Here is a 26,787-nt window from a genome sequence, read left to right as displayed (position 1 = left end):
TTGCGTAACGTGGTACCCGGCTCGTTGTAGTAATGCCATAAATAAATAGGTGATTCTGATCATTCATCGACAGGTGTGGCGGAAATGGCCTGACCGGTTATGGTTTGTAATCACAATCGAGATTGATATTTATTTTTAAGGTAGTTAAATATACAGGGTATTTTTCGTCTCTCGTGCCGTACTACCGTTCTGGTGAACAGGGGAATTGCGTGCAGAGTAATTCGCAGACCTTGGAACTCGCTTACGAAGGTAATACACGCTCTCAATCGCGGCGCGTGATCAGGTGTGCAATGGCGCTCGTCATTGCCACTTCGCTGGCTGCATGCATGGTCGGGCCGGACTATCGCAAGCCCAAAGTCCAGATACCCGAAGGATTCAAGGAGGGGGTGGACTGGCAGCGCGCGCAGGCGAATCCGCAAGCCGCGATCTCCAGCACCTGGTGGCGCATGTACGGCGACGACAAGCTCAACGGTCTCGTCGAGCAGGCATTGCAGGCCAACCAGTCGATTGCCGCCGCCGAAGCCGCCTACCGGGTCGCGCTCGCCACCGTCGAATCGAATCGCGCGGGCCTGTTCCCCGTCGTCACGGCCGGGCTGTCCGGGGCACGCTCGGGCGGCAATCTCGCGGGACTCGAAGGCATCAGCTCGGGCACGTCCAGCCCGCCGAGCAACAGCGTGATTGCCAGTGGCACCGTCAGTTGGGAACTGGACCTGTGGGGACAGATACGGCGCCAGATTCAGGCGTCGCAAGCGAACGCCCAGGCATCGGATGCGCAACTCGCGGGCGAGCGCATTTCGATTGCGGCGAGCGTCGCGACCGACTATTTCCAGTTGCGTCAGGCGGACGTCAACATCCGCATGCTGAAGGAGCAGCAGGACCTCTACGGCCGCATTCTCGCGATGACGCAGACCGGCTTCAAGGAAGGCTTCGCATCCGGCGACGACGTGCTCAACGCGCAGGAGAATCTGCAGATCGTGATCGCCGATCTGCAGACGAGCGAAATCTCGCGCGAGCAGAACGAACACGCGATCGCCGTGCTGACCGGCACGCCGCCGGAGTCGTTCGCCATCGCGCCCGATCCGAACTACCAGTTCGTTTCTCCCGATGTGCCGTCGGCACTGCCGTCGCAACTGCTGGAGCGGCGCTATGACGTGGTGAGCGCCGAACGCACGGCGGCGGCGGCCAACGCGAGCATCGGCGTCGCCGAAGCCGCGTATTTCCCGACCTTGACGCTATCCGCCGAGGGCGGCTTCGCGCACAACACGTTCGCGCATCTCTTTTCGTTACCGAGCCGCTTCTGGACCCTCGGCCCCGATCTCGCGGCCACGCTGTTCGACGGCGGCGAGCGCACGGCGGCGGTACACGGAGCGCGCGCAACTTACGACGAAGACGTCGCGAACTACCGGAACACGGTGCTGACCGCATTCCAGAGCGTGGAAGACAGCCTCTCGTCGATGAATCATCTGCGCGCGCAGGCCAGCGCATTCGCCAGCGTGTACGACAGCAGCAACCGGCTGTTCGCCAGCCAGCAGGCGCAATTCAACGCCGGTGCGGCCAGCGAGCAGAACGTGCTGACGCAACGGTTGACGTTGATCCAGGCCGAGGAAAGTCTGCGCGACACGCAGGCGCAGCTCGCCGAAAGCAACGTGCTTCTCGTCAAGAATCTGGGCGGTGGATGGCAACGCGATGACGCCAGCGTGGCATCGGCGCCGTCTGCCGCCTCCATGCCTGCTTCAACGCCCGCTCCGGGCGCAGTCGCCCAGCCCGCCGCGCAGCCGTCCGCGGACTGACTCGCATGCAGTTTCGTACGATCCGGCAAAACGCGTAGTCTGCGGACGCCGGCCTCAAGCAAGAACGGAGTTCTCATGAAGTCACGCCTTCAGCGCGCGTCGCTGTCGTACCTGTGTCTGATCGTGCTCGCCGCCTGCTCGAAAAGTGCGCCGCCGCCTCCGCCGCCGCAGGTCGCGACGTTCAAGGTGCAGTCGCAGTCGGCGCCGTTGGAACGCCAGTTCGCCGGCCGGCTGTCGGCGTACTACAGCGCGAACGTCACGGCGCGCGTGTCGGGCGTGCTGCTGCGACGGACCTACACCGAAGGCTCGCAGGTGAAAGCGGGTCAGTTGCTGTTCGAGATCGATCCGGCGTTTTATCGCGCGCAACTCGATAACGACCTCGCGCTACTGGCGCAGGATCAGGCCACCTATACCAACGACCGCATCACCGCCGCCCGCAACCGCAAGCTGCTGCCGGTCGGCTCGGTGTCGCAACAGACCGTCGACAACTCCGATGCCGCCGAACGCAGCGCCGCAGCGAAAGTGAAGGCCGACCAGGCGGCAGTCGAGACCGCGCGGATCGCGCTGAACTACACGCGCGTGACTTCGCCGATCAGCGGTATCGCCGGACAGCAGCAGGCGACGGCGGGCGCGGTGGTCGGCACCAGCACCACCGACACCGGCGGCAACGGCACATTGCTGACCACGGTCCAGCAGATCGACCGGATGTACGTGAACTTCACGATCAGCTCATCCGATCTGGCGACGCTGCAGCAGTTGCAGAGCAACGGCGCGGTCGAATTGCAGCAGCAGAAGCAGACGGCGGTGCGCATCAGGCTGCCCAACAATACGCAATACGGCACGGCGGGCACGCTCGATTTCTCCGACGTGTCGGTGAATGCGGCGACCGGCGCGATCAATATGCGGGCGCTCATCGTGAACTCGCAGCGGCGCTTGCTGCCCGGCATGTACGTGACGCTGATCGTCGATTTCGGTCGGCAGAACAATGTGTTCCTGGTGCCGCAGCAGGCGTTGCAGCGCGATACCGTCGGCGGTTATGTGTACGTGGTCGGCGCGGACGGCAAGGTCGCGCGCAAGGACGTCGAGGCGCACGACAGCCAGGGCAACAACTGGATCGTGACGCACGGCCTTTCGGACGGCGACGAAATCATCGTGACGGGCGTGCAGATGGCGAAGGAAGGCGCGCCGGTGAAAACCGTCGCGTGGCAGCCGCCGGGGGCGGCTTCGGATGCGGCGGCCGCGTCGAGTCCAGCGGCAGCAGCGGATTCGGCTGCATCGGTATCGGCACCGGCTCAAGCCTCAACCCCGGCTCCGGCCAGCAAGGCGGAGTAGGGGACCGCCATGCCGAATTTTTTCATCAACCGTCCCGTCTTCGCGTGGGTCATCGCGATCCTGATCTGTCTGTTCGGCATCATCTCGGTGCACAGCATGGGGATCGACTCGTACCCGGACATTGCGCCGCCGGAGGTGACCGTCACCGCGAACTATCCGGGGGCGAGCGCGCAGACGATGGAATCGACGGTGACCCAGGTGATCGAGCAGCAACTCACCGGCATCGACAATCTGCTGTACTTCAGCTCGTCGTCGAGTTCGAACGGCCAGACGACGATCACCCTCACGTTCTCGACGGGCACGAACCCCGACATCGCGCAGGTGCAGGTGCAGAACAAGGTCACGCTGGCCGAGCCGCTGTTGCCGACGCAGGTCACGCAGCAGGGCGTGGTGGTGGCGAAGGCGAGCCCGGACATCCTGATGTTCGTCGCGCTGCAATCCAGCAATCCCGCGATCGATGCAGGCCGTCTGAGCGACATTCTCGCGTCGCAGATCCAGCCGAACATCGGCCGCGTGAGCGGGGTCGGCAATACGACGCTGCTCGGCTCGGAATACGCGATGCGTATCTGGCTCGACCCCGACAAGCTGCAAAGCTACGGGCTGTCGACCACCCAGGTGCTCAATGCGGTGAGCGGCCAGAATGCGCAGTTCGCAGCCGGTTCGCTCGGCGCGGATCCGGCGATCAAGGGGCAGGTGTTCACGGCGACGGTGACCGGCGATCGCCTTTTCTCGTCGCTCAAGCAGTTTCAGGACATCATCCTCGTGGCAAACAGCAACGGCACCGTGGTCAAGCTGAGCGACGTGGCGCGCATTTCGTTCGGCTCGCAGACGTATGGCTTCGCGCCGGTCTATAACGGCAAGCCGGCGGGAGGCATGGCGGTGTTCCTGCTGCCGGGGGCGAACGCGTTGTCGGTTGCGAAGGCGGTCAAGGCGGAGATGGCGATCCTCGCGCGCGACCTGCCGCAAGGCGTCACGTGGAGCGTGCCTTACGACACCACGCCGTTCATCACCGCGTCGATCATCGACGTGATCCGCACGCTCGTCGAAGCAATCGTGCTGGTGTTCTTTGTCATGCTGATTTTCCTGCAGAACCTGCGGGCCACGATCATTCCGACCCTGGTGATACCGGTCGCGCTGCTGGGGACTTTCATCGGCCTTTCGGCGCTGCATTACACGCTCAATCAGTTGACGCTGTTCGGCATGGTGCTGGCCATCGGTATCGTGGTCGACGACGCCATCGTGGTGATCGAAAACGTCGAACGGATCATGTCCGAAGAGCACCTTGAGCCGCGCGCGGCGACGCGCAAGGCGATGGGGCAGATTACGGGCGCCATCATCGCGATCACGGTGGTGTTGTCGGCGGTGTTCATTCCGTCCGCGCTGCAGCCGGGCGCGACCGGCATCATCTACGCGCAGTTTGCGCTGACGATCGCGGTGTCGATGGGCTTTTCCGCATTCCTCGCGATGTCGTTCACGCCTTCGCTGTGCGCGGCGATCCTCAAGCCCGAGCACGAGAAAAAGAAGAACGTGATTTACCGCTGGTTCGACCGGACCTTCGACTGGACTTCGAAAAAATATCTCGGACATGCGGCCAAAGCCGTGACTCACGCGCCGCGCTGGATGGTGGTCTTCGTGCTGGTCGTGGTGCTGACCGGCTTCCTCTACACCAAACTGCCGACCAGCTTCGTGCCTGACGAAGATCAGGGCTTCGTGCTCGCGCTGATCAACCTGCCACCCGGCTCGACACTGCAACGGACCAATCACGTCATGGACGAAGTGCGCACCACGCTGCTGAACAGCGCGGTCGGCAAGGACATCGTGGGCATTTTCCAGCCGGAGGGCTTCAGCTTCGTCGGCACCAGCGAAAACGTGGGTATGTCGTTCATCAAACTCGCGGACTGGGACAAACGATCCCGCACCGCGATGCAGTTGATTCCGCAGATCAATGGCATCTTGCACGGCATTTCCGATGCGCAGATTTTCGCGGTGAATCTGCCGACCATTCGCGGTCTTAGCCAGTTCGGCGGCATCGACATGTATCTGCAGGCGCGCGCCGGACAGACACGCGAGGAACTCGCCCAGGCACAGGGCACGTTGTTGATGGCGGCGGCGAAGAGTCCCGCGCTGTTCGGGATTCGCCCTAACTCGCTGCCGAGCGCGCCGCAACTGGACGTCGCCGTGGATCGTGCGCAGGCCGAGGCGATGGGCCTGTCGCTGACCGATGTATACGACACGCTGCAGATGCAGCTTGCGCCGTTTTATGTGAACCAGTTCACTTACGGCGGCCGGGTCAAGCGTGTTTATATTCAGGCGGACGCACCTTTCCGCATGGATATCAACGCGTTCCAGCATCTGTACACACCGAGCCTCTTCACGAACAGCACCGGCACTGGCACCGGTACGACCGCGAGCCAGTCGTCGGCCACCACGACCTCGGCGAACGGCTTCACGACGCCCGTGGACCCATCTCCCGCGAATACCTCGATCAGCCCGTACAACATGGTGCCGCTTTCCAGCGTGGTGAATGCCAACTGGACCTTCGGGCCGACTGTGCTGCCGCGCTACAACGGCTATTCGGCGATTGAAATTGTCGGCAACTCTGCGGCGGGATATTCGACCGGACAGGCGATCGACGTGTTGCAGAACATCGTCGACCGGCAGTTGCCGACCGGTTTCGCGGCGGACTGGACCGGGCAGTCGTTCCAGGAGTTGCTGTCGGGTTCATCGGCGACGACCTTGCTGATGCTGTCGATCGTCGTGGTGTTCCTGTGCCTCGCGGCACTTTATGAAAGCTGGTCGATTCCCGCTGCGGTGCTGCTCGTGGTGCCACTTGGGATGCTCGGCATGCTGGTGTTCTGTCTGTCGTTCAGTGTGCCTAACGATATTTACTTCAAGATCGGTCTCGTCACTGTGATCGGTCTTGCGGCGAAGAACGCGATTCTGATCGTCGAGTTCGCCGTCGAGGGACAGCAAAAAGGCATGACGTTACGCGATGCGGTAATGACTGCTGCACGGCTGAGATTGCGTCCAATTTTGATGACGTCGGCGGCTTTTATCCTCGGCGTTTTTCCGCTGGTGATTTCTTCGGGGGCGGGCGCGGCGTCGCGTCATGAAATCGGCACCGGTGTGATCGGCGGGATGCTGTTTGCGACTGCGTTCGGTTTGCTGCTGATTCCTGTGTTCTATGTGGTCGTGCGGCAACTGCTGGGCGACAAGCTCGACGAGGTATCGAAGAAGATGCCGCATCACGATGACGACGGCGATGGCGGTCACGATCCGCACGACGGCGGCAAGCCTGGCGGCGAGGGTGGACACAGTGGCGGTCCAGGCGGCAGCGCAAGCGGCGGCGCGGGTAGCGCAGGCCCTGCTGGGGAGGGCACACCGGCCTGACGAACCGGAGCGCGCCGGACGCGGCGCGTGGTCGGCGAGTCACGCAGCGGCGCAGCGACAGATGAGAAAAACACGGCAACAGGCGCAGGAAACGCGCAATCAGATTCTCGACGCGGCCGAGCGGGTATTCGCCGAGCGTGGCGTCGCGCACACGTCGCTGGAAGATGTGGCGGCGCGCGCGGGCTTCACGCGCGGCGCGATTTACGGGCATTTCCGCAACAAGGGCCAACTGTTTATCGCGGTGACGAATCGCGTGATGCTGCCGATGGAGATGCTGGTCGCGGCATCGGTCGATCCCGTCGAGCCGGACCCGCTTGGTACGATCCGGCGGCTTCTGGTTTTCTGCCTTGGCAAGGCGGTGGTCGAGCCGCACAGCCGACGCGTGTTCGACGTGCTGTTCACGAAGTGCGAGCACACCCGCGACATGGATCTCGTCTTCGATCGGCAACGAAACGCCGCGCGCAACGGACGGGAGCAACTGGAACTTGCATTGCGTAACGCGATTGCGAGAGGGCAATTGCCGCCTGACCTGGACACGGTGCGGGCGTCAGGGGTGGTGCCTGCTTTTATCGGCGGCGTGTTGCGGGACTGGCTGCTTGACGAGGGGGCGATCGTCCTTCCAAGAGACGCGGAATATCTCGCGGATGCATGCCTCGGCATGCTGCGGCATTCGCCTTCGTTGCGGCAGCGGTGTGACGACGTTCATCCGGTTGAGTGATTCGTTTGGGTTGCGTTACCGTCAATCAAGGTTGCGATGCCTGATCTGGATTCGCGGGTAGTTCAATTAGGGGGCAGGCCATCGACCTTGCAAGTCTTCACCCAACATTGATCTTGCACACGAGCATTGCCCGATCGCTTCACGGTTCCCACTCAATCGATTCCTTGAGCACTGCCAACGGCATCCCTCCAATGATTGTGTTCGGCTGACGGTGTTTTCCTGTCACCGTGCTAGTCGCCGCCACGACGATGTTGTCGCCAATTTCAGAGCCTTTAAGGACGGTGCAGCGGCATCCGAACCACACGTGATTTCCGACTAGTATCGGCCGGGCATCGTTCACGACTTGCCGATCGACCATGATCTTGTGGAAGTCGTTGTCCATGAACATGCACTCCCACGAAATCAGTACGTCCGATCCAAACTTTATCTGACGATTACAGATAATCTGGCTCTCGGCTGTCATCACAAAGTTATTGCCCAATACGAGTTCGCCTCCCACGTGTATCCGGGAGCCGTGACCGATATGGGCGGTTCCTTCAAAGGTGACTTCTCCATCGACACACCACATTGTCCGTGAACGATGTTGATCGAATGTGTAGACCTCGCCGAAACCGATCTGGATCATGCCGCGTGTCAGCGGCGCATTGATGTGCACCTTGCCTTTCGTCAAGAGCAGGTACGTATTGCTGGAGACAGCAAACGGCAACTTTATCGCCTGTGAGAAGGGCAAATAGCGAAAATTGAAATAGAGGGTCTTGGGGATGCTGCGAAATCTCAACCAGGCTTTCTCGATGCGATTCATGGTTTGATACGTTATTAAATTGTTATCTGCCGATGGCGGCCATTTGCACAATGCCCCGCCATCGCGCGCTGTTTGACGGGCGCTTCGTTCGATAATTATACGGACCATCCTTGCAGACGCCCGCTGGCAACTTGTCCGGGTTGAAAACAGCCACGCGTGAATCAACGGACGATCTTCATCATCCGGTCGCCGAGCAAAATGCCCAGAGCGGTCATCTGTTTTCCGCGCAGCAGTTGACGGGTTTCCCATTCAGCGAGCGCCGAGTCGATTGTTTCGCCGTTTCTTTGCGCCGACAGCAACGCGAGCGCCAACGCGTGCGCATTGGCCGCCGCCTTGGCCGTGCTGCCCGCCGTGTGCGGACGCGGAACCGAAGCCGCGTCGCCGAGCAGCAGCGCCCGGCCGAACACCATCTTCGGTACGAGCAGATCGACAATGGGCTGCATGAACGGCTCGACGGTGGCATCGACCAGTGCGCGGAATGTCGGCCCCATCATAGTCGTTGCGTCGTCGCGAAGCTGCGCGATATCGGCGCTTTTAGTCGAGCCTGGCGGCAACGAGAACGAGCGCTGAACGCCATCCCGGTCAACCAGTAACTGACCGACTGCCTCGCGGCTGTATTTGCGATACCAGACCCAGTTCCAGCGACGCTCACCGGCTACGGTCGAGTCGTCTTCGCCCGGAATCAGATAGGCGAGTCCCGAATGGCCGTCGCCTTCCTGAAACGAAAAGCGCTCGCGCAAGGTGTCGGCCGCGTGCATCGGCAAAGCGGGTTCGTCGACAAGTCCGCGCCACGCTACGTAGCCCGCGTAGACGGGGAAGATGCCGGGCAGCAGACGCTCCCGCAGCGTCGAGCGGATGCCGTCGGCGCCGATCAGCAGATCCGCCTGCTCGCTGCGTCCGCTTTCGAACAGCGCGACGATCTGCTCGCCATCCACGCGGAAATCGACGAAGGTTTCGCCTGCATGCAGGTGCTGTTGCGGCAGCGCGTTTTTCATCGCGCGGTAAAGCAGGCTCCACGAAGTCTGCGTTTGCGGCATGTACATTTCCTGCACGCGATTGTCCTCGCGGTCCAGATAGATGCGATCGCCCGATGGCACGCCCGGCGGATCGGGCAGCGCGACACCGGCAAACTGCAATGCGCCTAGCACGTCCGGTTGCAGCACGACACCGCCGCCGCGGCTTTCAAGCTGGTTCGGCGAAGCTTCGAACACGTCGACCTGCCAGCCGGCCGCTCGCATCGTGGCGGCGGTGACCAGGCCGCCCAGCGAGCCGCCGATCACGAGGGCGCGAGGTTTCTTCAGAGTGCTCATGCTGGCTCCTCAATGCTGCTGAACGCAGCGCATGGAAGAAGACCACTGGCGTTTGCACGCCGCTGATCGGCTTGTCGTCGACGAGCGTGGCCGCCCGCTCACGGGCTGCGTCGAGCTTGTCTATGTCTTGTCGTCGGTGGAAAACAGTGAGGCGCGAACCGCGTCCCCATTAAAACCCTGTTTCGTCGCGATCGCAATCGGTGTGTCGAGCGCGCCGATGTCGCGGCCTGCGGGGACCCAAATGGAGTAGACGACGGGATATAGCGCGGCCATTTGCGGTGCTTCGTCGTGCTGCTGCACGAATTGCATCCGACGATGCGCGAGGCGCGTTGCCCGCTGTTCAGATCGACCGGCTACGGATCTCGTAGTTAATTATCGAAGCCGGTCGTTGCATTGCCGCGTTACTTCCCCCGGGAACCGGAGCGTTTTTCGCTGAGCGCCTTGACGATGACTTTCGTCGGCGCGCTGGTCGTCAGGCGGGCGATGTCTTCAAGGTGAACCCAGCGGCATCTTGCAATTTCGTTGCTCGCGCGAGCTTTGGCCCGCTTCGAGACATCGCAGGAAAAAACGTGATGGTGTTTCTGCGCACCGCGATATTGGAAGAGATATTTCGCCGACTTGCCCGAAAGGCGCGTCTCCTCTTTAAGCTCGCGCAGCGCGGCCGCCGACAGATGCTCACCGTGCTTGAGGATGCCACCCGGCAACGCCCATTTCGATTGACGTCTTGCGACCAGCAGAATTCGCTGGCCTCGTCGACAGATAACAGTGGCTCGTTTCCTCAAGTGCGCTCCGGTAATCTTTCTCTATACGATTTGAGAGGCGGGGGTGCCCTGGTTGTGGTTCGTAGTGTACCGAATGCGAATTTTGACGGGGAAGAAAAAGAGCCTGTTCGTCGCGTCTTTTCCACGGGTTTGAACGGTTTTTTATCGCGTACCTGAAGTCCGGTTGAGCACCTTGCCGAAGCGTAGAAATTGCCGGAGTGCCGCGCCAAAGTACGACGCCCCCGAATCTGCTGACGATGGCGGCTGCGCGTTATCGCGTGAGAGCGCTGGAAGCGCAGTCCAGGGCAGCGTCGGATAACGGTGATGCAACTGATGCAAATGATGATTCATCAATATCGGGCGCCAGAGGGCAGGAACACTGAAATTTCGCGCGCGTTGAGGTTCGTCGAGCGAGACGTCGTAGTGCGGCAGGTTGTCGGCGAGCGAAAGCCACACGCCCCGCAGATAAATCGTCGCGACAAGCGCGGGCCACCACTTGCCATAAAGATGCAACGCCAGCACGTGCACGCAGAGCGAAAGTATCCAGTCGCGCCGGATACGGCGACGCCGATCCACGTTAGTCGCGAAGCCGACGAACAGACGTTGCACATCGCTACCCGACGGACCATCGGCACCGATGCTCCGCGCGACTATTCGCGCCGCGAATGCGGGTGGCAGAAAAGCCAGAAGCGGAATGGCCAGTTCCGCTACATAGAGTCCGCCCAGCAGACGCAAGGTGTAGGCCAGTCGCGCCGCGATCCGGTTCGTTGCGAGGTGGTGCACATCCGGTTGATCGTACGGTTCACGCGTAAATCGATGATGCATCAGATGACCGAAACGCACTGCATCGAAAGGCAGCCAGTAGGCGATGGCGAGCGAGCGGCCAAGCAACTCATTGAGTCGTCGTGTGCCGAGCAACTGGCCATGAATCGCCTCGTGGATCAGGCCCCAGTGAGTCGGCGCGAATAGAACGAGAGGTAACGCGAGCCATAGAGCCGCGGCGCCGTAACGTGTCAGCAGATACGGCCATACGATGAACAGCAGCACAATGGAAACTGCGACCGCACACAACAGGATCAGGTTAGCCCTTAGATCAATCGCGATGCGCTGCCGGATGTGTGGCGCGTGCTCCGCATTCGGCGTGTTTGAAAACGTCTTCGCGGATGTCTGTAAGTCCATCGTGGTCCCGTCGAGAATGATTTTTCGCCGCAGACATTAGCAACGCATCGTGACAATGTGACGGCTGATTCCGCCATACGCCACGGCACAGACAGGCGCAGACGCGCACAACCCTGTGCCGCGGTTGTTGCACCGCCAGACCGCGTTGCTCACCCGAACCTTTCCGCAACTTTCCCTGCTTGCCCGCATGCTGTTTTTCGATGCGGCCGAGAATGACTATGAACGGCCACCCGGCCGCTCGACGCAGAGCTTGTCGGCGACGCCATAGCACCTATCATTGTTCGTTGAATCTCGTTGCGGCATGGCACGTGACGCGCGATCGTACCTGGTCGTACCGCTGTTCCTGAACCGACATTTTCTGACGCGTAACGTCTGTGGCCGAGGATGCACGCGCGAAGGAGCGGGCAATGGAAGTAAGCACTGGTATAGGCAATCCGCGTCACCACGAAACAATCGTCGTGGCCCGGATGCCCGAGCTTGTCGAAGACAGCGTCACCGCGGCGCAGGCCGAAGGCGTCGAACTCGTCGTGATCAGGCACGCGGATGCAATCACCGTTTTCGAAGGCCGGTGTCCTCACCAGGGCACGCTGTTGTCGGAAGGATCGATCCGCGATGGCGTGCTGACCTGTCGGGGACATGGCTGGCAGTTCGAATGCGGGTCGGGTTGTACGCAGGGTCATGGCGGTATGCGTCTGCAAAAGTTCGGTACGCTGCTCGACGGCGCCGACGTGCGGGTCGATAGGGATGAGTTGCTTAAGTGGAAAGCCACGCACGCAAGCGCAGGTACGCCGCCGCCGACCGCGCCGCACGCGGTCCGTTCGCTGGAACAGCTTCCCGGCCCCAAGGGGATTCCGCTTCTGGGCAACCTGCTCCAGCTGCATCCCACGAAATTGCATCTCACGCTGGAGGAGTGGTGCCGCGAGTTCGGGCCAATTTACACGTACAAGCTGATGCATCGCCCGTTCGTCGTGATCGCCGATCCCGAGTTGGTGAATCAGATCCTGCGTGACCGGCCGAAAACCTACAGGCGCTGGAACGCGATCGAAAATATCTCGAAGGAGCTCGGGATGAACGGCGTGTTCTCAGCCGAAGGCGACGCGTGGCGCAGGCAGCGCTCGCTGGTCGCGCAGGCGTTGAACCCGGCTCATCTGCGAAGCTTTTTTCCGACGATGTGCAAAGTGACCGCGCGCCTCAAAGAACGCCTCGACAAAGCGGCGCGTGAACACCGGACGGTGGATATCCAGAAGGACCTGATGCGCTATACCGTCGACGTGACGACGAATATCGCTCTCGGCTACGACATGAACACACTGGAGTGCGAAGGCGATGTGATCCAGCGGCATCTCGAATGGATGTTTCCAATGCTCAATCGCCGGATCAATTCGCCGTTTCCCTATTGGCACTATTTCAAGCTCTCCGACGACAGGGAACTCGATCGCGCAGTGAAGGCGCTTCGCGAGATCGTCGGCGGATTCATTAGCGACAGTCGTGCGCGTATGGCGCGCTCACACGAACTGGCATTGCGTCCGGCCAACTTTCTGGAAGCCCTGATCGTCGCTCAGGAAGACGGCGTGGCGCCATTAACCGACGACGAGGTGTTTGCTAACGTCTTTACGATACTTCTGGCCGGCGAGGATACGACGGCGAACACGATCGCCTGGATGACCGATTTCATGTGCCGCTACCCCGAGGTCCAGCGGCGCATGCAGGACGAGGTCGACTCGCTGTTGGGGCAGGCGGCCTTCGTCGAAGAATTCGGCGATACCGACCGGCTTGCGTTTCTCGACGCCGTCGCCAACGAAACCATGCGGCTCAAGCCGGTTGCTCCGCTTCTGGCTCTCGAAGGCAATCGCGACGTGATGATCGGCGACGTCGAGGTGCCGGTGGGGACCGTCATCATGCTGCTGATGCGTCATTCGGCGCTGGTGGACGCAAACGCCGCCGATGCGGAGGGCGACTCGTTCGCTCCCGAACGCTGGCTCTCCGGCGACGATGCCGCCGCGCGCCATCGTGCCGGTTTCGTGCCGTTCGGGTCCGGGCCTCGCCTGTGCCCCGGGCGCAGCCTTGCGCTGCTCGAAATACGCTCCGCCGTTGCGATGATCTGCCGGAACTTCCATCTGTCGGAATCCGCAGGCGGGAGCCCGGTGGAGGAGGTGTTCTCGTTTTCGATGATGCCGCGCAATCTGCGTGTCGATTTCACCGCGCGGCATTGAGCGATATCGCTCGTTCACGTCGCGAAGCTCGTACTCCATCCGGTAGCGGGTCCGCCAGGGTATGCCACTCCGTCGACCCGCAATCCACGCGCATCGAGTAGCGAGAGAATGCCGCCCGTATCGACGACGAACCCGCTTTGCAGCGTGACCGACAGCGGCTGGCCGGGCGCGATGGTTGTTGCGGCCAGATCGACTGACGCGTCGGGCGTCGTGACCTTCCAGCCGGAAAGATCCAGCGGCTGTGTCGACATGTTCGCGACGACGAGCTGGCTGCTGCCGTCGGCGAGACGGTTGAGCGAGGTCAACTCGGCAAGCGGCGCGGGCGCGGGAAGCGGATTGCCCAATTTCCCGCCCGTCAGGTCATAGCGTGGCGCTTCGAAACCGGTGGTGCCGTCCAGCGCCTGGCCGTGGGCATCGGTCTGCCAGGCCTGCGTCTGGAACGCGAGAAAGATCGCGGTGACGCGGTCGGTGGTGGTGCTGAAAAGAAAAATCGCGCCGTCGTGCCACGTGCCGTTTTCGTGGAGCTTCGCGTCGATGTCGGGCGGATCGCCCTGGGCCATATGCGTATTGTCGATGCCGAATGCGGGCGTCTCGCCGAACACGGCGTCGGTCTGACCGTGCGACGTAGCGAACTGACTGCCGACGATGACGATGTCGTCGTTCTGATCCCGTGCGAGACCGAACAACGCCTGCAAGCGGCCGATCAGGCTGTCGCTACCCGCACTCTGACTCGGCAGAACACGCATTTTGCGCGGATCGAACAGATTGCCTTTGATGTAGTCGAGCGCGCCTGCCCCATAGGTTCGTTGCTGCTGCTTCAAACCAGGTTGCAATTCGCGCAGATGATCGACGATCGGGTGACGATAATCGTCGTCGACGAGAAAGTTGAGATAGGTCTCGGCGACGGGCGAACCCGGCGCGTCTTTCGACGACTGGATATTGACCGTGGCGAAGAACGAATCGGAGCCTGCGTCGATCAGCATCCACAGATGAGGATTACCGGCTGGCGCTGGCTTGAAACGGTCGATTTTTCCTTTCAGGCAACTGTAGTTGATCTGTCCCATCGTCTCACTCCGTGGTGGATGTCGTGATCGAACTACTTTAGCGGCGGCAGATGTCCAACTGACGACATATATGCCGCGTAGCTCGCGTGTGGACGCGTGCCACGCGGCGCTCAACGCGCCGTTTTGCGTCGCGTTTTTCGTCGGTGCCCAGCGTGGCGACACGCGGACGGCCTGATCTTGCGGGAAGGGTCAGCGATTTTTTAATACTCGTCGATATGATATTGGTACTGCCTGGTATATTTTGACGACTGACGCCACGCTCGAAACAGGTTGCCGCCTGGGTCGTTCAGTTCGCCAGCCCATCATTGCCTTCCCACCCGGCAACAAAAGCCTCCAGCTTTTCGAACGCGCCGCTCCAGCCAACCCGATGACCATCGCGAGCCGCCTCGTCGAAAAACTGCGCATGCGTGAACGTCATCTCGGTGCCTGTATCGATCGGGCGCAACTGGATCGTCACGAGAGAGCGCCGCTCCGGCAGCGTGACCCACTCCCATGTAAAGACGAGTTTGCGATCAGCCTCGACCTGCTGGTATTCGCCGCGGCAGTCGTGCGTTTCGCCGTCCAGTGTCTGGAACACCACGCGAAAATTGCCGCCCACGCGCGGATCGGCTTCGGCGCTCAGCACCGGTCCGGCATCGGGACCCCACCAGCGCGTCATCAACTCCGGACGCGTCCAGGCCGCGTAGACCTTCGCTGGGGACGCCTTCAAATACCGCACGATCGTCAGACTGGGCTTGCTTTCGCTCATTCGTCTTCTCCTTCGACAAAGTCGGCGAGCCGGTCGAGACTCGCGGACCAGAAGCGCTCATAGCGCGTGAGCCACGCCATTGCCTCCTGCATCGGAGCGGCGACAAGTTCGACCGATACGGTCCGGCCGCTCTTCGTGCGCGCGATCAGGCCGGCATCGCTGAGCACGTCGAGATGCTTCATCACCGCCGGCAGCTTGAGCGGCAGCGGACGCGCGATATCCGTCACCGACAGGCCGGGCTCACGCTCCAGCCGCGCGAGAATGGCCCGCCGCGTGGGGTCCACGAGGGCGGAAAACGTACGATCGAGTTGACTGACTGGAGACTTCGCCATATGGTGAACAGTAGAGCGCTCGATGAGCGGCGTCAAGTTTTTGTGTGGATAGGGAGATGCGTCGCAGCGCTCTCGCAAGGCCGGCTAGTCCAGCTCCGCTGGCCCGGCGGCGAAGCGATCATCAAACAGACCCAACGATGAACACACCGCCAATCACCGTCTACTCATCGGCCCGGCTGCGTTTGCCGCGTTGACGGGCTAACGTCAAAAAAGCGCGCACCGCCCCCGAGCTTTCATCCACGCGGCTGATTCTCATCAGGTCCATCGACAATCCAGGCAGATCGAGCGGTTTGTAGACCACGCCCGGGAGCGTTATCTGCGCGATCGGTTCGGGCACGAGGGCAATGCCGAGTCCCGACGCCACGAGCGCGAGGACGCTCAGCGTGCTGGCAGCCTGATAGGTGACCTCTGGCGGGCCGTCGAGCACCTGGCGCAACGCGTGAACGAGGCTTTCATCGGCGTCCTGAGCGGCATAGACAATCAGGGGCGCGGCTTTCAGCATGCGGGCAGTCAGGCGTTTCCTGCCGACCAGTGGATGATCCCCCGGCAGCGCGACCAGAATTCGCCATGCGCCGATCGACTCGTAGATCAGGCGCTCGTCGCGAGCGATGCCCGGATCGGGCGTGTAGCCGATATCCAGTTGACCCGCGACGACGGCGTTCGCCTGCAATTGCGGCGCCATTTCCCGCACGATCAGATCCGCGTCAGGATACGTGCGATGAAACGCCCGCAAATCGTGGATCAGTTTGCCGCTGAACACGGCGTTGCCCGCGAAGCCCACCCTGACGCTGCCAGTCTCGCCGCGTATCGCGCGCTGTACGGTGAGCCGCGTGTGTTCCGCCTGGTCGAGCGTGCGACGCGCCTCTTCACGCAGCAGCAAGCCGGCTTCCGTGAGTTCGACCCGGCGGCTGGTGCGCAGGAACAGCGGGCCACCCAACTCTTCTTCCAGCGCGCGAATCTGCATGCTCAACGCGGGCTGGACGATGTTCAGGCGGCGCGCGGCGCGTCCGAAATGGCCTTCTTCGGCGACTGCAAGAAAGTAGCGCAGGTGGCGTAAATCCATCATCGACCTCGGCAATCAGTTTTTATGATCAATCGTTCATTTCAATCTATTTGATTTAGCAGTCATTGTGGACGATTCTTGAAGCCATGCGCACGCTTCGCGCCATAACCACGAAAGGAAAATTCATCATGCAAACCCTTGAAGACCGTATGCAGATTACCGACCTGATCACGGGCTGGATGCATCGCGACCTCGGCGAGTGGGATCAGCTACGCGGCCTGTTTCATCCAGACGGCGTGATCGAAGTGACGTGGTTCGAAGGACCGTTTGCCGATTTCATCGCGGGGTCCATCAAGATGGGTGCGTCGGATCTCCGAACCAAGCATCTGATCGGTACGCCTGTGGTGAGTTTCAACGGCAGCAAGGCGATCGTGGAAACGAACGCAGTGATCATCGCGGATAACGTTCGGCTGGATCTGGGCTGCGAGACGCACAACCGGTTTTACGATCTGGTCGAAAAGCGCGACGGCCTGTGGAAACTGGTTAAACGGCAGAGCGTTTACGACATGGGGACGTTTACTTTCCCTCGCGGTCCCGTGGAAATCGACCGGGACGTGGTAGCGAAATATCCGCGTGAATACGCTGCATTGGCCTATCTGCTGGAAAAAGGCGGCTTTCCTGTGCAGCGTGTCTTCGCGACTCGCGGGAGCGAGCTGGAGCGCGAAATGAAAGCGGGCGGACAACGTTGGCTTGCCGCGTAAGAGGCTGATTCATCCGCATGGTGCGATGCCGCTTTTAAAGCGGCTCAAGCAGTTCGAGCGACAGCGATTGTGCTGTCGCTCGAGTGACCAGGGCTTGCATCAAGCCGTGGCGGCTTCTTGCCCTGCGTCGATTTCAACTTCGACTTCGACGCCCAATTGCGACGCAAGATCCGCGACGAGAGCGGGCAAGTCTGCAAGCTTCTTCACCGCACCGAACACATAGTAATCGGGCCGCACGATCACGGCCTTCACACCGTGCTCGTTGAAGAAGCGCTGATATTTGGCACGCCTGTCCAGCAGCACGCGGCCCGCCACCGCCTTGCCGATGTCCGAAGTGATGCCGATAGTCCGCGCCCCGATGCGTGCGAGCGACGCCTGCGCAACGGCATCCAGATGCGACTCGGGGTCCGCATCGATCGCGATGACGTGAAAGCCGTTCGGCAGTACATTGTCGAAGCGCATTTCCTCGCCGTCGTTCTCGATCTGGCCGTGCACGCTCAGCAACCCGGCAACGGTATCGACGGAAAAATTCTTCTGCCTGCAGATCACGCCATCGGCGAGGCCGGGGAAGGGCGGCAGCGGCGGCACATCACCCGCGAGATACACGGCGTCGCGGCGCGCGGCTTCTTCAGGATCGGAAATGCACACGACCTGGCCCATTGCAATCGACGCATCGATCACCGCACGCACTTGCGGACGACGCTCCAGCGTATAGCTTTCCAGCAAACTCGACGGCGCGATTCCCTTCAGGATCAGATCAAGACGCCATGCGAGATTCCATGCGTCGCGCAGGCCGGAACACATGCCCTGGCCCATGAACGGCGGCATCTGATGTGCTGCATCGCCGGCGAGCACGACGCGGCCGCTATGCCAGTTCTGCGCAAGCAGGGAGCGGAATGTGTAGACCGCGTAGCGCACCAGCGTCGCATCGTCGGGCGTGACCCACGGCTTCAGTAGCTCCCAGACCTTCTCCCGCTTCTGCAATTCGTCGAGCGTTTCGTGCGGCAGGCGCATGAATTCCCAGCGCCGATAGCCGGGGCCGCCGGGCACCATCGTCGTCGGCCTCGCGGGATTGCACCATTGGCCGATGTCCGGCACATCGAGTTTGACGCCCTCATTCGGCTTCAGATCGATCACGAGCCAGTCTTCCTGAAAGCCCAGGTCTTCGAAAGCGATGCCCGCCGATTTGCGCACGAAGCTGTTCGCGCCGTCCGCGCCGATCACGTAGCGCGCGCGTACGGTTTGCGTTTCGCCGGTCGGCGTCCACAGGCCTGCGATCATCGATCCCTGGCGCAACGTCACTTCACAGCAGTCGGCGTGCTGATGCAGCGCCGTCGCTTCCCAACCCTGTTGCACGCTGACGCCAGGCAGCGACTTCGCCTTGCTGTCGAACAGCGCTTCGAGCGACGGCTGGTTGAACAGGTAGCCGACCGGGCCATCGCTGATCGATTCCGCCGACCAGTCGATTTCGACCAGTGTCTTCCAGTCCGCGTTGAACCATTGATACATCGCAGAAGGTTGCGAGATCTTTTCGACTTCTTGACCGATACCCATCGCGTGAAAGACGCGGCGGATTTCGTGATCGTGGAACACGGCGCGCGGCAACGGATACAGCGCGGGCCAGCGATCGAACACCGCGGCGCGATAGCCGCGTTCGCCGAGATGAATCGCCAGTGATTGACCGACAGGTCCGTATCCGACGATGACGACATCAAGAATATTCTGGTCAGTCATTTGAGTTCACCTGCTAAAAGAGAGCGAGTTTTTCCCTGGCGCCAGTCGATCTGGCTGCCATGCGATCAAGAGAACGAACGAAAGGACGCTTGGCCCTTGGGCCTTACTTCATCGACCGGATGACCGGTCGGGACGGTAAATCAGCGCGACGCTTCGTAGTTGTGCACGAAGTCATCCGGTACCTGCGGACCCCACAGATAGAGCGAGTCTTCCGGCGGAAAATCACCTGCTGGCCATGCGTGCCCGGCCGAGACGAAATCGATATCCGCCGAGTATTCACAGAACGAACCCCACGGGTCCTGGACGTAGTGGAAGTAGTTCGAGCCCAGCACGTGGCGGCCGGTGCCCCAGCCCTTGCCGAAGCCGGCCGCCTGCATTTGCGACGCGCCTTCGCCGACCATGTTGACGTTCTCCACGTCCCACGCGGCGTGATGCCAGCCGCGCGCGTTGCTCTTCGCAAAGGCGACCAGATGGTGGTCGCTGCCGTGCGGCGCGTGCGTGAACGCAATGATGTCGATCGACTTGTCCGACAGACGCAAGCCGATGGCGTTCGCGTAGAAATCGAGCGCGCGGAGCACATCGGGCGTGAACAGCAGAACATGCGAAAGGCGGCGCGGTTTGACCTGCGTTGCAGCGGATCGCGTATGTGAGCCGCGTTGGTCGGCGGCGCTGCCGGTGACGACGCAGGGCGTCTTTGCCGACGGACTGGTTTTGGGGCCGATCTTTACCTGAATCAGGTTGCCATCGGGATCGTGAAACCAGAGCCCGGCGCGATTGCCTGCAGGGCCGTCGACGATCTGCGCCGCGCTTGCCCGCACCTGAGCCGCGATGGCGGCGAAGTCTGCTTCGAAGCAGTTGAAGCTCAGATAGGCGAGCGATTTTCTGGACGCGGGCAACACTCGCGCCCAACGATGACCGTCGGCGGCCCGCAGTTCGAGTTCGCGCGCTTCGTTGCCGCACGAGGTCACGTCGAGTCCGAATGCGCCGAAGAAGCGTTCGGCCTCGTCGAGGGAAGGAACGTTCAGCGCGAAGTGATCGATTGAATGAACACTTGCGACGGTACGCACATTTGCTGGATCAGCCATGGTCGTCTCCATTGATGATGTGTTGCGCGGGCTCTGAGGCCGCTTGCCTGCCCGGTATTCCCGGGCAGATACAACGGACGTTATTTACGCTTTGACTTCGTCTACGATCACGTTCTTCAACGTGCCGATTTTTTCGACGCTCACTTCGCACACGTCTCCAGCTTTCATCAGCAGTTTCGGCGTGCGCGCCCAGCCGATACCCGACGGCGTGCCGGACACGATGACATCGCCCGCTTCCAGCGTGATCGCTTCGCTGATGATGCTGATCAGGCTCTCCACGTCGAAGACCATTTCGTCGGTGCTGGCCGATTGCACGACTTCGCCGTTCAGACGCGTTTCGAGGCGCAAGCCTTTTACGCCTGGCGGCAACTCGTCTGCGGTGACGAGATCGGGGCCGAATGCGCCGGTGCCGTCGAAGTTTTTGCCGACTGTCCATTGCGGCGTTTTGAATTGATACTCACGCACCGAACCGTCATTGAACACCGAGTAGCCGGCCACGTGAGACAGCGCGTTTTCCTTCGAAATATGCCGGCCGCCCTTGCCGATCACCACCGCGATTTCGCCTTCGAAATCGAGGCCTTCGGAGTCGGCCACGGCCGGACGCACCATCGGCTGATCGTGAGCAATCAGGCTCGTGTTGACGCGGAAAAACAGCGTGGGATAGTCAGGCTGCGCGTACTTGCTTTCCGACGTGTGATCCGCGAAGTTCAGGCCGACGCAGATGATCTTCGGCGGCCGTTGCAACGGCGGCAGGAACTTCAGATCCTTGACCGCGACTTTCTCGTCACTGGCGTGCTGTGCTGCGTAGTCGCGCAGATTCACACCCCGTGCAAGCAGCGATTCGAGCGTTTCATGGCCGATTACGCGCACCTGCTCACCGTCGCGGATACCGAGTACCGCTTTTCCATCCTGCTCGAAACTGATGAACCGCATAGCTGTCTCCTGAAGATTTTCGTGCCTGATTCAACGCACCACAATCAAAATGACGAATTTGTCATTTCGTATTCTAGTAGAGTTGACACATTCGTCAATGTGAAAAAGCTCGGGATAAACCCGCATGCGGCTGCTGGTAAAATTCGGGTTGAATCAATGGAAAACACAATGGAAGAGCTACCACCGGTCGAAGACCATCGCACGCGTGTCGGCGCCATGCGTCGGGAGAAGACGCGTAACCGCCTGCTTGAAAGCGCGCTCGTGGTGTTCGCGGAGAAGGGCCCGGACGCGCCGATGATCGATGACTTCATCGCTGCTGCCGGAGTCGCGCGGGGCACGTTCTACAACTACTTCCGCACGACCGCGGACCTGCTATCGGCGGTGGCCGGCGAGAGCAGCGACGAGGTGCTGGCGGTGATCGATCCGCTGGTGCGCGGAATCGCAGATCCAGCTCAGCGTGTCGTGATCGGCTCGCGGTTGTATATGCGCATGGCGTCGCGCTATCCGCTGTGGGGGGCGTTCATTACGCGCGTCGGCACCAAGCGCGGATCGCGCGGGCGTCTGCTCGACGAATACCTGACGCGAGATCTGCAACTCGGACTGGAAGAGGGGCGTTTCAAGGTCGCCGACGTGGTCGTGGCCCGTGATATCGCACTGGGTTCGATCCGCTATGGCATTGAAACCCTGCTATCCGAAGATGCCCCGGCCGATTACACCGAGCAGTCGATGTGCGCTCTGATGCAGGCGTTCGGCATTCCCGCGGAAGAAGCGCGCGCGCTCGCCTATGCGCCGATTGCCGATTGTCCGGAACCGCGCGGCGCGATCTTCGAGCGGATTGGTCGTGGGCGTGAGGTGGGTGCGCTGGATTAGCGCGTGGGGTGAGAGTAAGCCCATTTTTTTGAAGTTGCCTCCCCGGCAACACGGCCGGGGAGGCTATCGACACTACTGAGCCGACGCTGCCGCCGAAGAGCTGGGGAGAGCCGCAACACTTCGGGTGTAATCCGCGTTGGGTCCCGAAGGCGGCGTGAGATCGGCGGATGCGCCCCACGTAGTCGGTGCGGTAGACAGCGTGTAGGAGAGCGTGCCGCCATTGGCGATCTGGGCGACCGGCAGCCACGAGCCGCTATACGTTTGACCGTTCAGCTTGAGTTCCTTCACATAGGAACGTTGCTTTGCTGAAGTTTTTTAGCGGATTGGTGAGTGAATAGAGAACCGATGGCCTTCGAGACCATCGGATCGTTTTGAATTTGCCTTGGAATTCGAATGCACTGTGTTTCCGCAAACTTCCGTGAACATCAAGAGACCAGTGCGCCGCTAACCTCTCGAATTCGACTGAAAATAGCCTGCGCCGTTGCCTGCGCGCCAGCGAATGTCGGATGGAATGCGGTCCCGATTTTCGGAAAGGCGCCGTTCACCCACGGTTCGTTTCCGCATACATCGTGATCAGCCGACAATGCAGCCATGTCCACGATCGTCGCCCCAGCATCGACGGCGGCAATACGGGTTATTTCGGCCAACTTCTCGCCGACGGGCAACATGAGTTTGATCTGATCATCGGTTAGCCCAAGTTCCTGACACCGCGCATTGGTTGAGAGCAGGGTTGGATACGTCGCGACGATGATCAGTGCGTTCGGCGACCTGCGACGTATCTCGGCAAGGGTTGCACGCATGTTTGTATCGAGCGAGTCGAAGTCTCGCTGGTCAAGAGACTTCGGGCCTTTCCAGAGAAGCCGGAATAGAAAGCCAATTACACCTCTGCGATTCCGGTAAGCCGAAAACATGAGATCGCCGATATATCCGACATCGTTGCCGCCGGCAGTAAGCGTGACGAGACGGGTGTCGGGACCGAGTGCCTCCACCTGCGGGCCTAGATACCACTGGCCGCCGTTCAACACCTGATGAACGGTCGAGCCGGAAGAAGTCATATCGGCAAACGTCGACACATCGAGAAGGCGAGCGAGTAGATGTGGGTAACCGTTCTGGCTGCGCTGCGAAACTATCGGACTTCCTGGCGCGCGAAGACCGAGTCCGAGACCAGCCGCGAATGAACTGCCAAGGGCAACGTAGTAAGCATTGTGTTGCGAAAGCTTCATGCTGCACTGGCCTTATGGAATAGATAGTTCATGAATGTAGATCTGTGCAGTTAACCGGGAATTGGGTATTCAACGAAAGTTGTGGCCTGGCGTCGGCAATTCGCCAGGTTGGTGCGCCATGTTGACGAACAAGCGGCTTGCGGACGGTCGAACCATCTCCAGAATTCCTGCTTCATCTCCAGCTGATTGACGCCCAGTCTGCCACGCGACTTGGCTATCGGTCACTTCGTTTTTTGCGCGGCCCCGAGCGTTCGGGAAAACCAGCAGCCCAACAAAAAGTGCCAGCGAAGATGACTTTTTCGTAACGCGAAGAAAGTTATCTCACAGCTAGTATTCACGTAGAAATAAAAATCCCTCGACGATAACCAGTTGGGGGCGATGGTTCATTAAAATAATTCTGGAGATGATCTCAATGAAAGTTGCACTGGACGTGAAGAAGTATAGATATCTGGCCGCATGCATGATTTCCGGAATCGCACTTTCCGGCTGCGGTGACAGTCACTCGCTGACACCTTCAACGATTAAAGCCGACGACGACATATCGAGTGTTTCCACGATTTCGTTCGTCGATCTCGACGGCCCAAAGGTTCAGGCAATCGTCGTCAAATACAAGGACACGCTGACAGCCGGCTCGGTGAACCTGAACACCTACAATGCCTACAGTTACGCCAATCTTGCGCAGAACTACGACGATTCCGCCGCGGCCACCCGGAATGGTTTGAATGGCGCGTATCCGGCCTTCGCACAACAAACCGGTACGCCCGGCGCGCCTGCCTACGTCTATGTGAACTCCACGCCGACGATTGATTCGACGAATCACACGGGTGCCGCAAGCGGCAATTACGTGATCATCGAACTCAACACCAATTATCTGCTGGCGGACGCTGTTCCTTACTGGAGAGCCGGCGTGGCTGGAGGAATAGAACAGAAAGCAGCCATCACACTCGCCGACGACGTGACCGTTAGCCCCAGCACCACGGTGAAAAGTAACTACGTGTCGGACTATTACTATAACTTCGCTCCCGACGGCAGCGATAACTCCGTGTACCTGGACACGGTTCTGGACGAAACGTCTTACGTGATAAACGGCATCACGGGATATAAGCTTTATACAGACGCGGTGACGCCTTCCTATTCGGGTACGACGTCTAATGGGGTTGCGATCACCTATCCCAACGCAACCATACTTTCGATGGTGGCGGGAACTCCGTTTCAGGCTACTCATTGCTTCAGCGAGTATGACGGCCAGTACCACGACGTCAGTCTGAAGTACAGCCTCTTCGTTCCCGCCGATTACGATGCAAGCAAGAAGTACATGGTTGTACTGCATATTGAGGATGCGGGCGGCCTGGGCGACGATCCGCTTATCAGTCTGACCGAAGCGCAGGAAGCGGCGAACTATGCTTCAGACAGGGTGCAGGCACTGGCCAAGGCTCAAGGTTACGCGGGACTGATCGTCGTCATTCCGCAGATACCTAACTCGGGTCAGAGCGTGGCCGATAACCTGACGGGCAACGAATATCTCCCCGCCACCTGGCAACTGATGGACTACATTACGTCCACCTATAACATCGACACCAATCGTATCTATGCGTCCGGTCAGTCGATGGGCGGCATGCAGTTACTGGATATGGCAGCCCAGCGCGACAACTACTTCGCGGGCATCTGGGCAATCGCGTCGCAATGGGGCAACAACTACAACAAGAGCGCCAGCTATAACGGCAAATCGTACTTCACGTACCCAACTGACGGAACGATCATTACCAACCCGAACTGGCAGAACTGGTACTACTCGATTTCCGACGACAACATTCTCGCCACCAACATGACCGGCGACGCCACAGCCACCGGCTACTGGAATCAGACACAAACGCTCTTCACCAGTCTTGCCGGCGTCACCATTCCGTATGCAAGCTGGGACCCGACGACCACGTCCGAAACGGAAGAGAACACGCTGCTGAGCAATCTGTTGGCGACGTCCACGAAATTGGGCATCTACTGGGATGCGCTGGCTAACGGCAGCCATAAAATGACGTGGGTGTACGCCAACGGCATTACTTCCAGCTACGACTGGCTGCTGAGTCAGACGAGGCAAAGCGAGGTGGCTCGCGGCAAGCTGAATCTCAGCGGATCGTATGCGAACGGACTCGGCACCGATGGTTACAACAGCATCAGTTATTAAGCTGATTACCGTAACGTTGTAAAAAATCGCCAACCAGGAAGAAAAAATTAGGGGCGTTCAAGTCCAGATGTGGATCTTGGACGCCGCTTTTTGTTTGCCAAAAGTACTACGACGCGGCGCCACCACATCCGGCAAGCTACTTTTCTGGTCTAGAGAAATGCCATTGCTTCTACGTGACAAGTAGATCAGAAGATGTCTGCCGTCGCGATGCAAGACGAAACTCGGACGGTGCCTGACCTGTTTCTCGACGGAAAAAATGCGTGAAATAGGCGGCATCTGCAAAACCAAGACGGAATGCAATCTGCGAAACCGACATGTCTCCGAAAATGAGATCTCGCTTTGCCTCCGTCATGATGCGCGCATGAATCATTTTTCTTGGACTCTGTTCTGAGACTGCCGCGCACACCGCCCGGAGTTGAGTCAAAGACATCCCCATTTTTGACACGTAGTCTTTCAGCGACAGATTTTCCCGAAAGTGTTCGTCGATCAGCTTGCGAAATCGCTCCGCTTTGCGGACATCGCTCCCCTTTGCGTTTTCGACCAAGTCTTCCTCAAGACGTGTCTGCCGGACAAGCATGAGTTGCAAATTCGTCAACCGCGCTTCGGCTCCGATCCAGTGACCCATCGCGTCGGACTCGGCTTCCTGTTTCAGAGCCGAGATGCTGCGGTAGAGCCCGGCAGCCGCCTCGTCATGATCGGGCAGAGGAATCATGCGCGGCGTTCTCCACAGTGCGATGAACTCGTGAAGCCGGGTATTGATTTTCGCCAGATATCCCAGTTCGATCGTGACGACCCATCGTTCGACATCGATCTCGTAGTCGAGACCGTGAACGCAATCAGGCGGCAATAGCAACGCGCAGGGTCCCTCGAATGGAACGCCTCTTCCTTCCAGATTTATCGTCCCACGGCCGGTACGCACGAATATCACCTGACCGTATGCGGGGTGAGCATGGGGTTCGGTTCGCCATCGTCCCCGATCCTTGATGTAGCCCACGTGCACAAACCAGTTATCTCCCTGAGGCCGGTCGACGTAAAGCCGGACCTTGGGAACTGGAGCCGCCGGTGAGATCGGGTGTGGGTTGCGTGGAGTTGCTGATGGGGATACGAGAGTCATATTCATGCCGTGTCCGTTCTACCAAACCTTTACAGCAAATACAGAAGCACAATAAAAAGGCGGTTGGCATTCCTCTGAATATTGGAAGATGAGTGTGATGTCTTTCCTCTACACGTAAGCGTCATGTCGGGCTGCGGCAGAGTCCAACGATAGGGGAGCGTCCGAAAAGCATCAACCGGCTATTAGGTTTGAGTCGACATTCACACATTGTGTCGAGGTAGACACAAATTGCACGACGGCGAA

Annotated in this window: 22 protein-coding genes and 1 pseudogene; 8 read left to right on the top strand and 15 right to left on the bottom strand. The window is 60.1% G+C overall.

Annotated elements, in window-relative coordinates; all coding sequences use genetic code 11:
* Positions 1 to 290: 290 nt before the first annotated feature.
* From ABH945_RS19240 to ABH945_RS19225, 4 genes are all read left to right on the top strand, one after another.
* The gene (locus ABH945_RS19240) at positions 291 to 1,790 is read left to right on the top strand and encodes an efflux transporter outer membrane subunit (protein ID WP_429251566.1); all 1,500 of its coding nucleotides are present in this window, start codon (positions 291 to 293) and stop codon (positions 1,788 to 1,790) included.
* Positions 1,791 to 1,865: 75 nt separating this feature from the next.
* Positions 1,866 to 3,122 carry an efflux RND transporter periplasmic adaptor subunit gene (locus ABH945_RS19235; RefSeq protein ID WP_429251565.1) on the top strand — a complete coding sequence of 419 codons (1,257 nt, stop codon included), beginning with the start codon at positions 1,866 to 1,868 and terminating at the stop codon, positions 3,120 to 3,122.
* A 9-nt stretch (positions 3,123 to 3,131) separates the two neighbouring features.
* The gene (locus ABH945_RS19230; RefSeq protein ID WP_429251564.1) at positions 3,132 to 6,512 is read left to right on the top strand and encodes an efflux RND transporter permease subunit; all 3,381 of its coding nucleotides are present in this window, start codon (positions 3,132 to 3,134) and stop codon (positions 6,510 to 6,512) included.
* A 61-nt stretch (positions 6,513 to 6,573) separates the two neighbouring features.
* Complete coding sequence (locus ABH945_RS19225) at positions 6,574 to 7,230, top strand: TetR family transcriptional regulator (RefSeq protein WP_074771212.1); 657 nt, start codon at positions 6,574 to 6,576, stop codon at positions 7,228 to 7,230.
* A gap of 139 nt (positions 7,231 to 7,369) precedes the next feature.
* On the opposite strand, the gene ABH945_RS19220 is transcribed toward ABH945_RS19225, so the two are convergent.
* The 5 genes from ABH945_RS19220 to ABH945_RS19200 all read right to left on the bottom strand — a co-directional run bounded on the left by ABH945_RS19220 (position 7,370) and on the right by ABH945_RS19200 (position 11,282).
* On the bottom strand, positions 7,370 to 8,032 hold the full coding sequence (locus tag ABH945_RS19220; RefSeq protein ID WP_429251563.1) for an acyltransferase: 663 nt from the start codon (positions 8,030 to 8,032) through the stop codon (positions 7,370 to 7,372).
* A 161-nt stretch (positions 8,033 to 8,193) separates the two neighbouring features.
* Positions 8,194 to 9,342, bottom strand: a complete 1,149-nt coding sequence (locus tag ABH945_RS19215) for an FAD binding domain-containing protein (protein WP_429251562.1) — start codon at positions 9,340 to 9,342, stop codon at positions 8,194 to 8,196.
* A gap of 120 nt (positions 9,343 to 9,462) precedes the next feature.
* Complete coding sequence (locus ABH945_RS19210) at positions 9,463 to 9,642, bottom strand: hypothetical protein (RefSeq protein ID WP_429251561.1); 180 nt, start codon at positions 9,640 to 9,642, stop codon at positions 9,463 to 9,465.
* Between the two features lie 101 nt (positions 9,643 to 9,743).
* Entirely contained in the window at positions 9,744 to 10,124 is a 381-nt protein-coding gene (locus ABH945_RS19205; RefSeq protein ID WP_074770430.1) for an NUDIX hydrolase, read from the bottom strand.
* A gap of 141 nt (positions 10,125 to 10,265) precedes the next feature.
* Positions 10,266 to 11,282: a fatty acid desaturase family protein gene (locus ABH945_RS19200; RefSeq protein ID WP_429251560.1), complete on the bottom strand. Its 1,017-nt coding sequence runs from the start codon at positions 11,280 to 11,282 to the stop codon at positions 10,266 to 10,268.
* A gap of 407 nt (positions 11,283 to 11,689) precedes the next feature.
* Between ABH945_RS19200 and ABH945_RS19195 the strand changes: the two genes are divergently transcribed.
* The gene (locus ABH945_RS19195) at positions 11,690 to 13,495 is read left to right on the top strand and encodes a cytochrome P450 (protein WP_429251559.1); all 1,806 of its coding nucleotides are present in this window, start codon (positions 11,690 to 11,692) and stop codon (positions 13,493 to 13,495) included.
* Between the two features lie 14 nt (positions 13,496 to 13,509).
* Here ABH945_RS19195 and ABH945_RS19190 read toward each other — a convergent pair whose 3' ends face one another.
* From ABH945_RS19190 to ABH945_RS19175, 4 genes are all read right to left on the bottom strand, one after another.
* Positions 13,510 to 14,559: a DUF2278 family protein gene (locus tag ABH945_RS19190; protein WP_429251558.1), complete on the bottom strand. Its 1,050-nt coding sequence runs from the start codon at positions 14,557 to 14,559 to the stop codon at positions 13,510 to 13,512.
* Between the two features lie 286 nt (positions 14,560 to 14,845).
* Positions 14,846 to 15,307, bottom strand: a complete 462-nt coding sequence (locus tag ABH945_RS19185) for an SRPBCC family protein (RefSeq protein WP_429251557.1) — start codon at positions 15,305 to 15,307, stop codon at positions 14,846 to 14,848.
* Positions 15,304 to 15,639: an ArsR/SmtB family transcription factor gene (locus ABH945_RS19180; RefSeq protein ID WP_074770420.1), complete on the bottom strand. Its 336-nt coding sequence runs from the start codon at positions 15,637 to 15,639 to the stop codon at positions 15,304 to 15,306. The genes ABH945_RS19185 and ABH945_RS19180 overlap by 4 nt, the downstream gene beginning before the upstream one ends.
* Before the next feature lie 160 nt (positions 15,640 to 15,799).
* Positions 15,800 to 16,705, bottom strand: coding sequence for a LysR substrate-binding domain-containing protein (locus ABH945_RS19175; protein ID WP_429251556.1), 906 nt, complete (start codon positions 16,703 to 16,705; stop codon positions 15,800 to 15,802).
* Between the two features lie 125 nt (positions 16,706 to 16,830).
* Here ABH945_RS19175 and ABH945_RS19170 point away from each other — a divergent pair, with 125 nt between their 5' ends.
* Positions 16,831 to 17,403 (top strand): nuclear transport factor 2 family protein, encoded by a 573-nt coding sequence (locus ABH945_RS19170; RefSeq protein WP_074770416.1) that lies wholly within the window; start codon positions 16,831 to 16,833, stop codon positions 17,401 to 17,403.
* A 99-nt stretch (positions 17,404 to 17,502) separates the two neighbouring features.
* Here the strand turns inward: ABH945_RS19170 and ABH945_RS19165 are convergent, their stop codons facing one another.
* The 3 genes from ABH945_RS19165 to ABH945_RS19155 form a co-directional block, all read right to left on the bottom strand.
* A complete protein-coding gene (locus tag ABH945_RS19165) occupies positions 17,503 to 19,137 on the bottom strand; it encodes a bifunctional 3-(3-hydroxy-phenyl)propionate/3-hydroxycinnamic acid hydroxylase (RefSeq protein ID WP_429251555.1) in 1,635 nt (544 codons plus the stop codon).
* Positions 19,138 to 19,277: 140 nt separating this feature from the next.
* Entirely contained in the window at positions 19,278 to 20,222 is a 945-nt protein-coding gene (locus tag ABH945_RS19160; RefSeq protein WP_429251554.1) for a VOC family protein, read from the bottom strand.
* A gap of 84 nt (positions 20,223 to 20,306) precedes the next feature.
* Positions 20,307 to 21,155 carry a fumarylacetoacetate hydrolase family protein gene (locus ABH945_RS19155; protein ID WP_074770409.1) on the bottom strand — a complete coding sequence of 283 codons (849 nt, stop codon included), beginning with the start codon at positions 21,153 to 21,155 and terminating at the stop codon, positions 20,307 to 20,309.
* Between ABH945_RS19155 and ABH945_RS19150 the strand changes: the two genes are divergently transcribed.
* On the top strand, positions 21,075 to 22,025 hold the full coding sequence (locus ABH945_RS19150; protein WP_253189765.1) for a TetR/AcrR family transcriptional regulator: 951 nt from the start codon (positions 21,075 to 21,077) through the stop codon (positions 22,023 to 22,025). The two genes, ABH945_RS19155 and ABH945_RS19150, sit on opposite strands and share 81 nt — an antisense overlap.
* 72 nt (positions 22,026 to 22,097) lie before the next feature.
* Here the strand turns inward: ABH945_RS19150 and ABH945_RS19145 are convergent.
* Positions 22,098 to 22,319, bottom strand: a pseudogene (locus ABH945_RS19145) (hypothetical protein); the annotation flags it as partial.
* A gap of 131 nt (positions 22,320 to 22,450) precedes the next feature.
* The gene (locus ABH945_RS19140; protein WP_429251553.1) at positions 22,451 to 23,248 is read right to left on the bottom strand and encodes an SGNH/GDSL hydrolase family protein; all 798 of its coding nucleotides are present in this window, start codon (positions 23,246 to 23,248) and stop codon (positions 22,451 to 22,453) included.
* Between the two features lie 412 nt (positions 23,249 to 23,660).
* Here ABH945_RS19140 and ABH945_RS19135 point away from each other — a divergent pair, with 412 nt between their 5' ends.
* Positions 23,661 to 25,430: a hypothetical protein gene (locus ABH945_RS19135; protein WP_429251552.1), complete on the top strand. Its 1,770-nt coding sequence runs from the start codon at positions 23,661 to 23,663 to the stop codon at positions 25,428 to 25,430.
* 169 nt (positions 25,431 to 25,599) lie between these two features.
* Here the strand turns inward: ABH945_RS19135 and ABH945_RS19130 are convergent, their stop codons facing one another.
* Positions 25,600 to 26,550, bottom strand: a complete 951-nt coding sequence (locus ABH945_RS19130; RefSeq protein ID WP_429251551.1) for a helix-turn-helix domain-containing protein — start codon at positions 26,548 to 26,550, stop codon at positions 25,600 to 25,602.
* Positions 26,551 to 26,787 lie beyond the last annotated feature (237 nt).

This window comes from Paraburkholderia sp. GAS333, assembly GCF_050435665.1.
GTDB lineage: Bacteria > Pseudomonadota > Gammaproteobacteria > Burkholderiales > Burkholderiaceae > Paraburkholderia > Paraburkholderia fungorum_A.
Note: the sequence above shows the minus strand (reverse complement) of the source record. Positions and strands in the feature narration are given on the sequence as shown.

Coding starts and splice junctions, on each gene's coding strand:
- ABH945_RS19240 (WP_429251566.1), top strand. CDS start 291: ATGGCGCTCGTCATTGCCACTTCGCTGGCTGCATGCATGGTCGGGCCG.
- ABH945_RS19235 (WP_429251565.1), top strand. CDS start 1,866: ATGAAGTCACGCCTTCAGCGCGCGTCGCTGTCGTACCTGTGTCTGATC.
- ABH945_RS19230 (WP_429251564.1), top strand. CDS start 3,132: ATGCCGAATTTTTTCATCAACCGTCCCGTCTTCGCGTGGGTCATCGCG.
- ABH945_RS19225 (WP_074771212.1), top strand. CDS start 6,574: ATGAGAAAAACACGGCAACAGGCGCAGGAAACGCGCAATCAGATTCTC.
- ABH945_RS19220 (WP_429251563.1), bottom strand. CDS start 8,032: ATGAATCGCATCGAGAAAGCCTGGTTGAGATTTCGCAGCATCCCCAAG.
- ABH945_RS19215 (WP_429251562.1), bottom strand. CDS start 9,342: ATGAGCACTCTGAAGAAACCTCGCGCCCTCGTGATCGGCGGCTCGCTG.
- ABH945_RS19200 (WP_429251560.1), bottom strand. CDS start 11,282: ATGGACTTACAGACATCCGCGAAGACGTTTTCAAACACGCCGAATGCG.
- ABH945_RS19195 (WP_429251559.1), top strand. CDS start 11,690: ATGGAAGTAAGCACTGGTATAGGCAATCCGCGTCACCACGAAACAATC.
- ABH945_RS19190 (WP_429251558.1), bottom strand. CDS start 14,559: ATGGGACAGATCAACTACAGTTGCCTGAAAGGAAAAATCGACCGTTTC.
- ABH945_RS19185 (WP_429251557.1), bottom strand. CDS start 15,307: ATGAGCGAAAGCAAGCCCAGTCTGACGATCGTGCGGTATTTGAAGGCG.
- ABH945_RS19180 (WP_074770420.1), bottom strand. CDS start 15,639: ATGGCGAAGTCTCCAGTCAGTCAACTCGATCGTACGTTTTCCGCCCTC.
- ABH945_RS19175 (WP_429251556.1), bottom strand. CDS start 16,705: ATGATGGATTTACGCCACCTGCGCTACTTTCTTGCAGTCGCCGAAGAA.
- ABH945_RS19170 (WP_074770416.1), top strand. CDS start 16,831: ATGCAAACCCTTGAAGACCGTATGCAGATTACCGACCTGATCACGGGC.
- ABH945_RS19165 (WP_429251555.1), bottom strand. CDS start 19,137: ATGACTGACCAGAATATTCTTGATGTCGTCATCGTCGGATACGGACCT.
- ABH945_RS19160 (WP_429251554.1), bottom strand. CDS start 20,222: ATGGCTGATCCAGCAAATGTGCGTACCGTCGCAAGTGTTCATTCAATC.
- ABH945_RS19150 (WP_253189765.1), top strand. CDS start 21,075: ATGGCCGATTACGCGCACCTGCTCACCGTCGCGGATACCGAGTACCGC.
- ABH945_RS19155 (WP_074770409.1), bottom strand. CDS start 21,155: ATGCGGTTCATCAGTTTCGAGCAGGATGGAAAAGCGGTACTCGGTATC.
- ABH945_RS19140 (WP_429251553.1), bottom strand. CDS start 23,248: ATGAAGCTTTCGCAACACAATGCTTACTACGTTGCCCTTGGCAGTTCA.
- ABH945_RS19135 (WP_429251552.1), top strand. CDS start 23,661: ATGAAAGTTGCACTGGACGTGAAGAAGTATAGATATCTGGCCGCATGC.
- ABH945_RS19130 (WP_429251551.1), bottom strand. CDS start 26,550: ATGAATATGACTCTCGTATCCCCATCAGCAACTCCACGCAACCCACAC.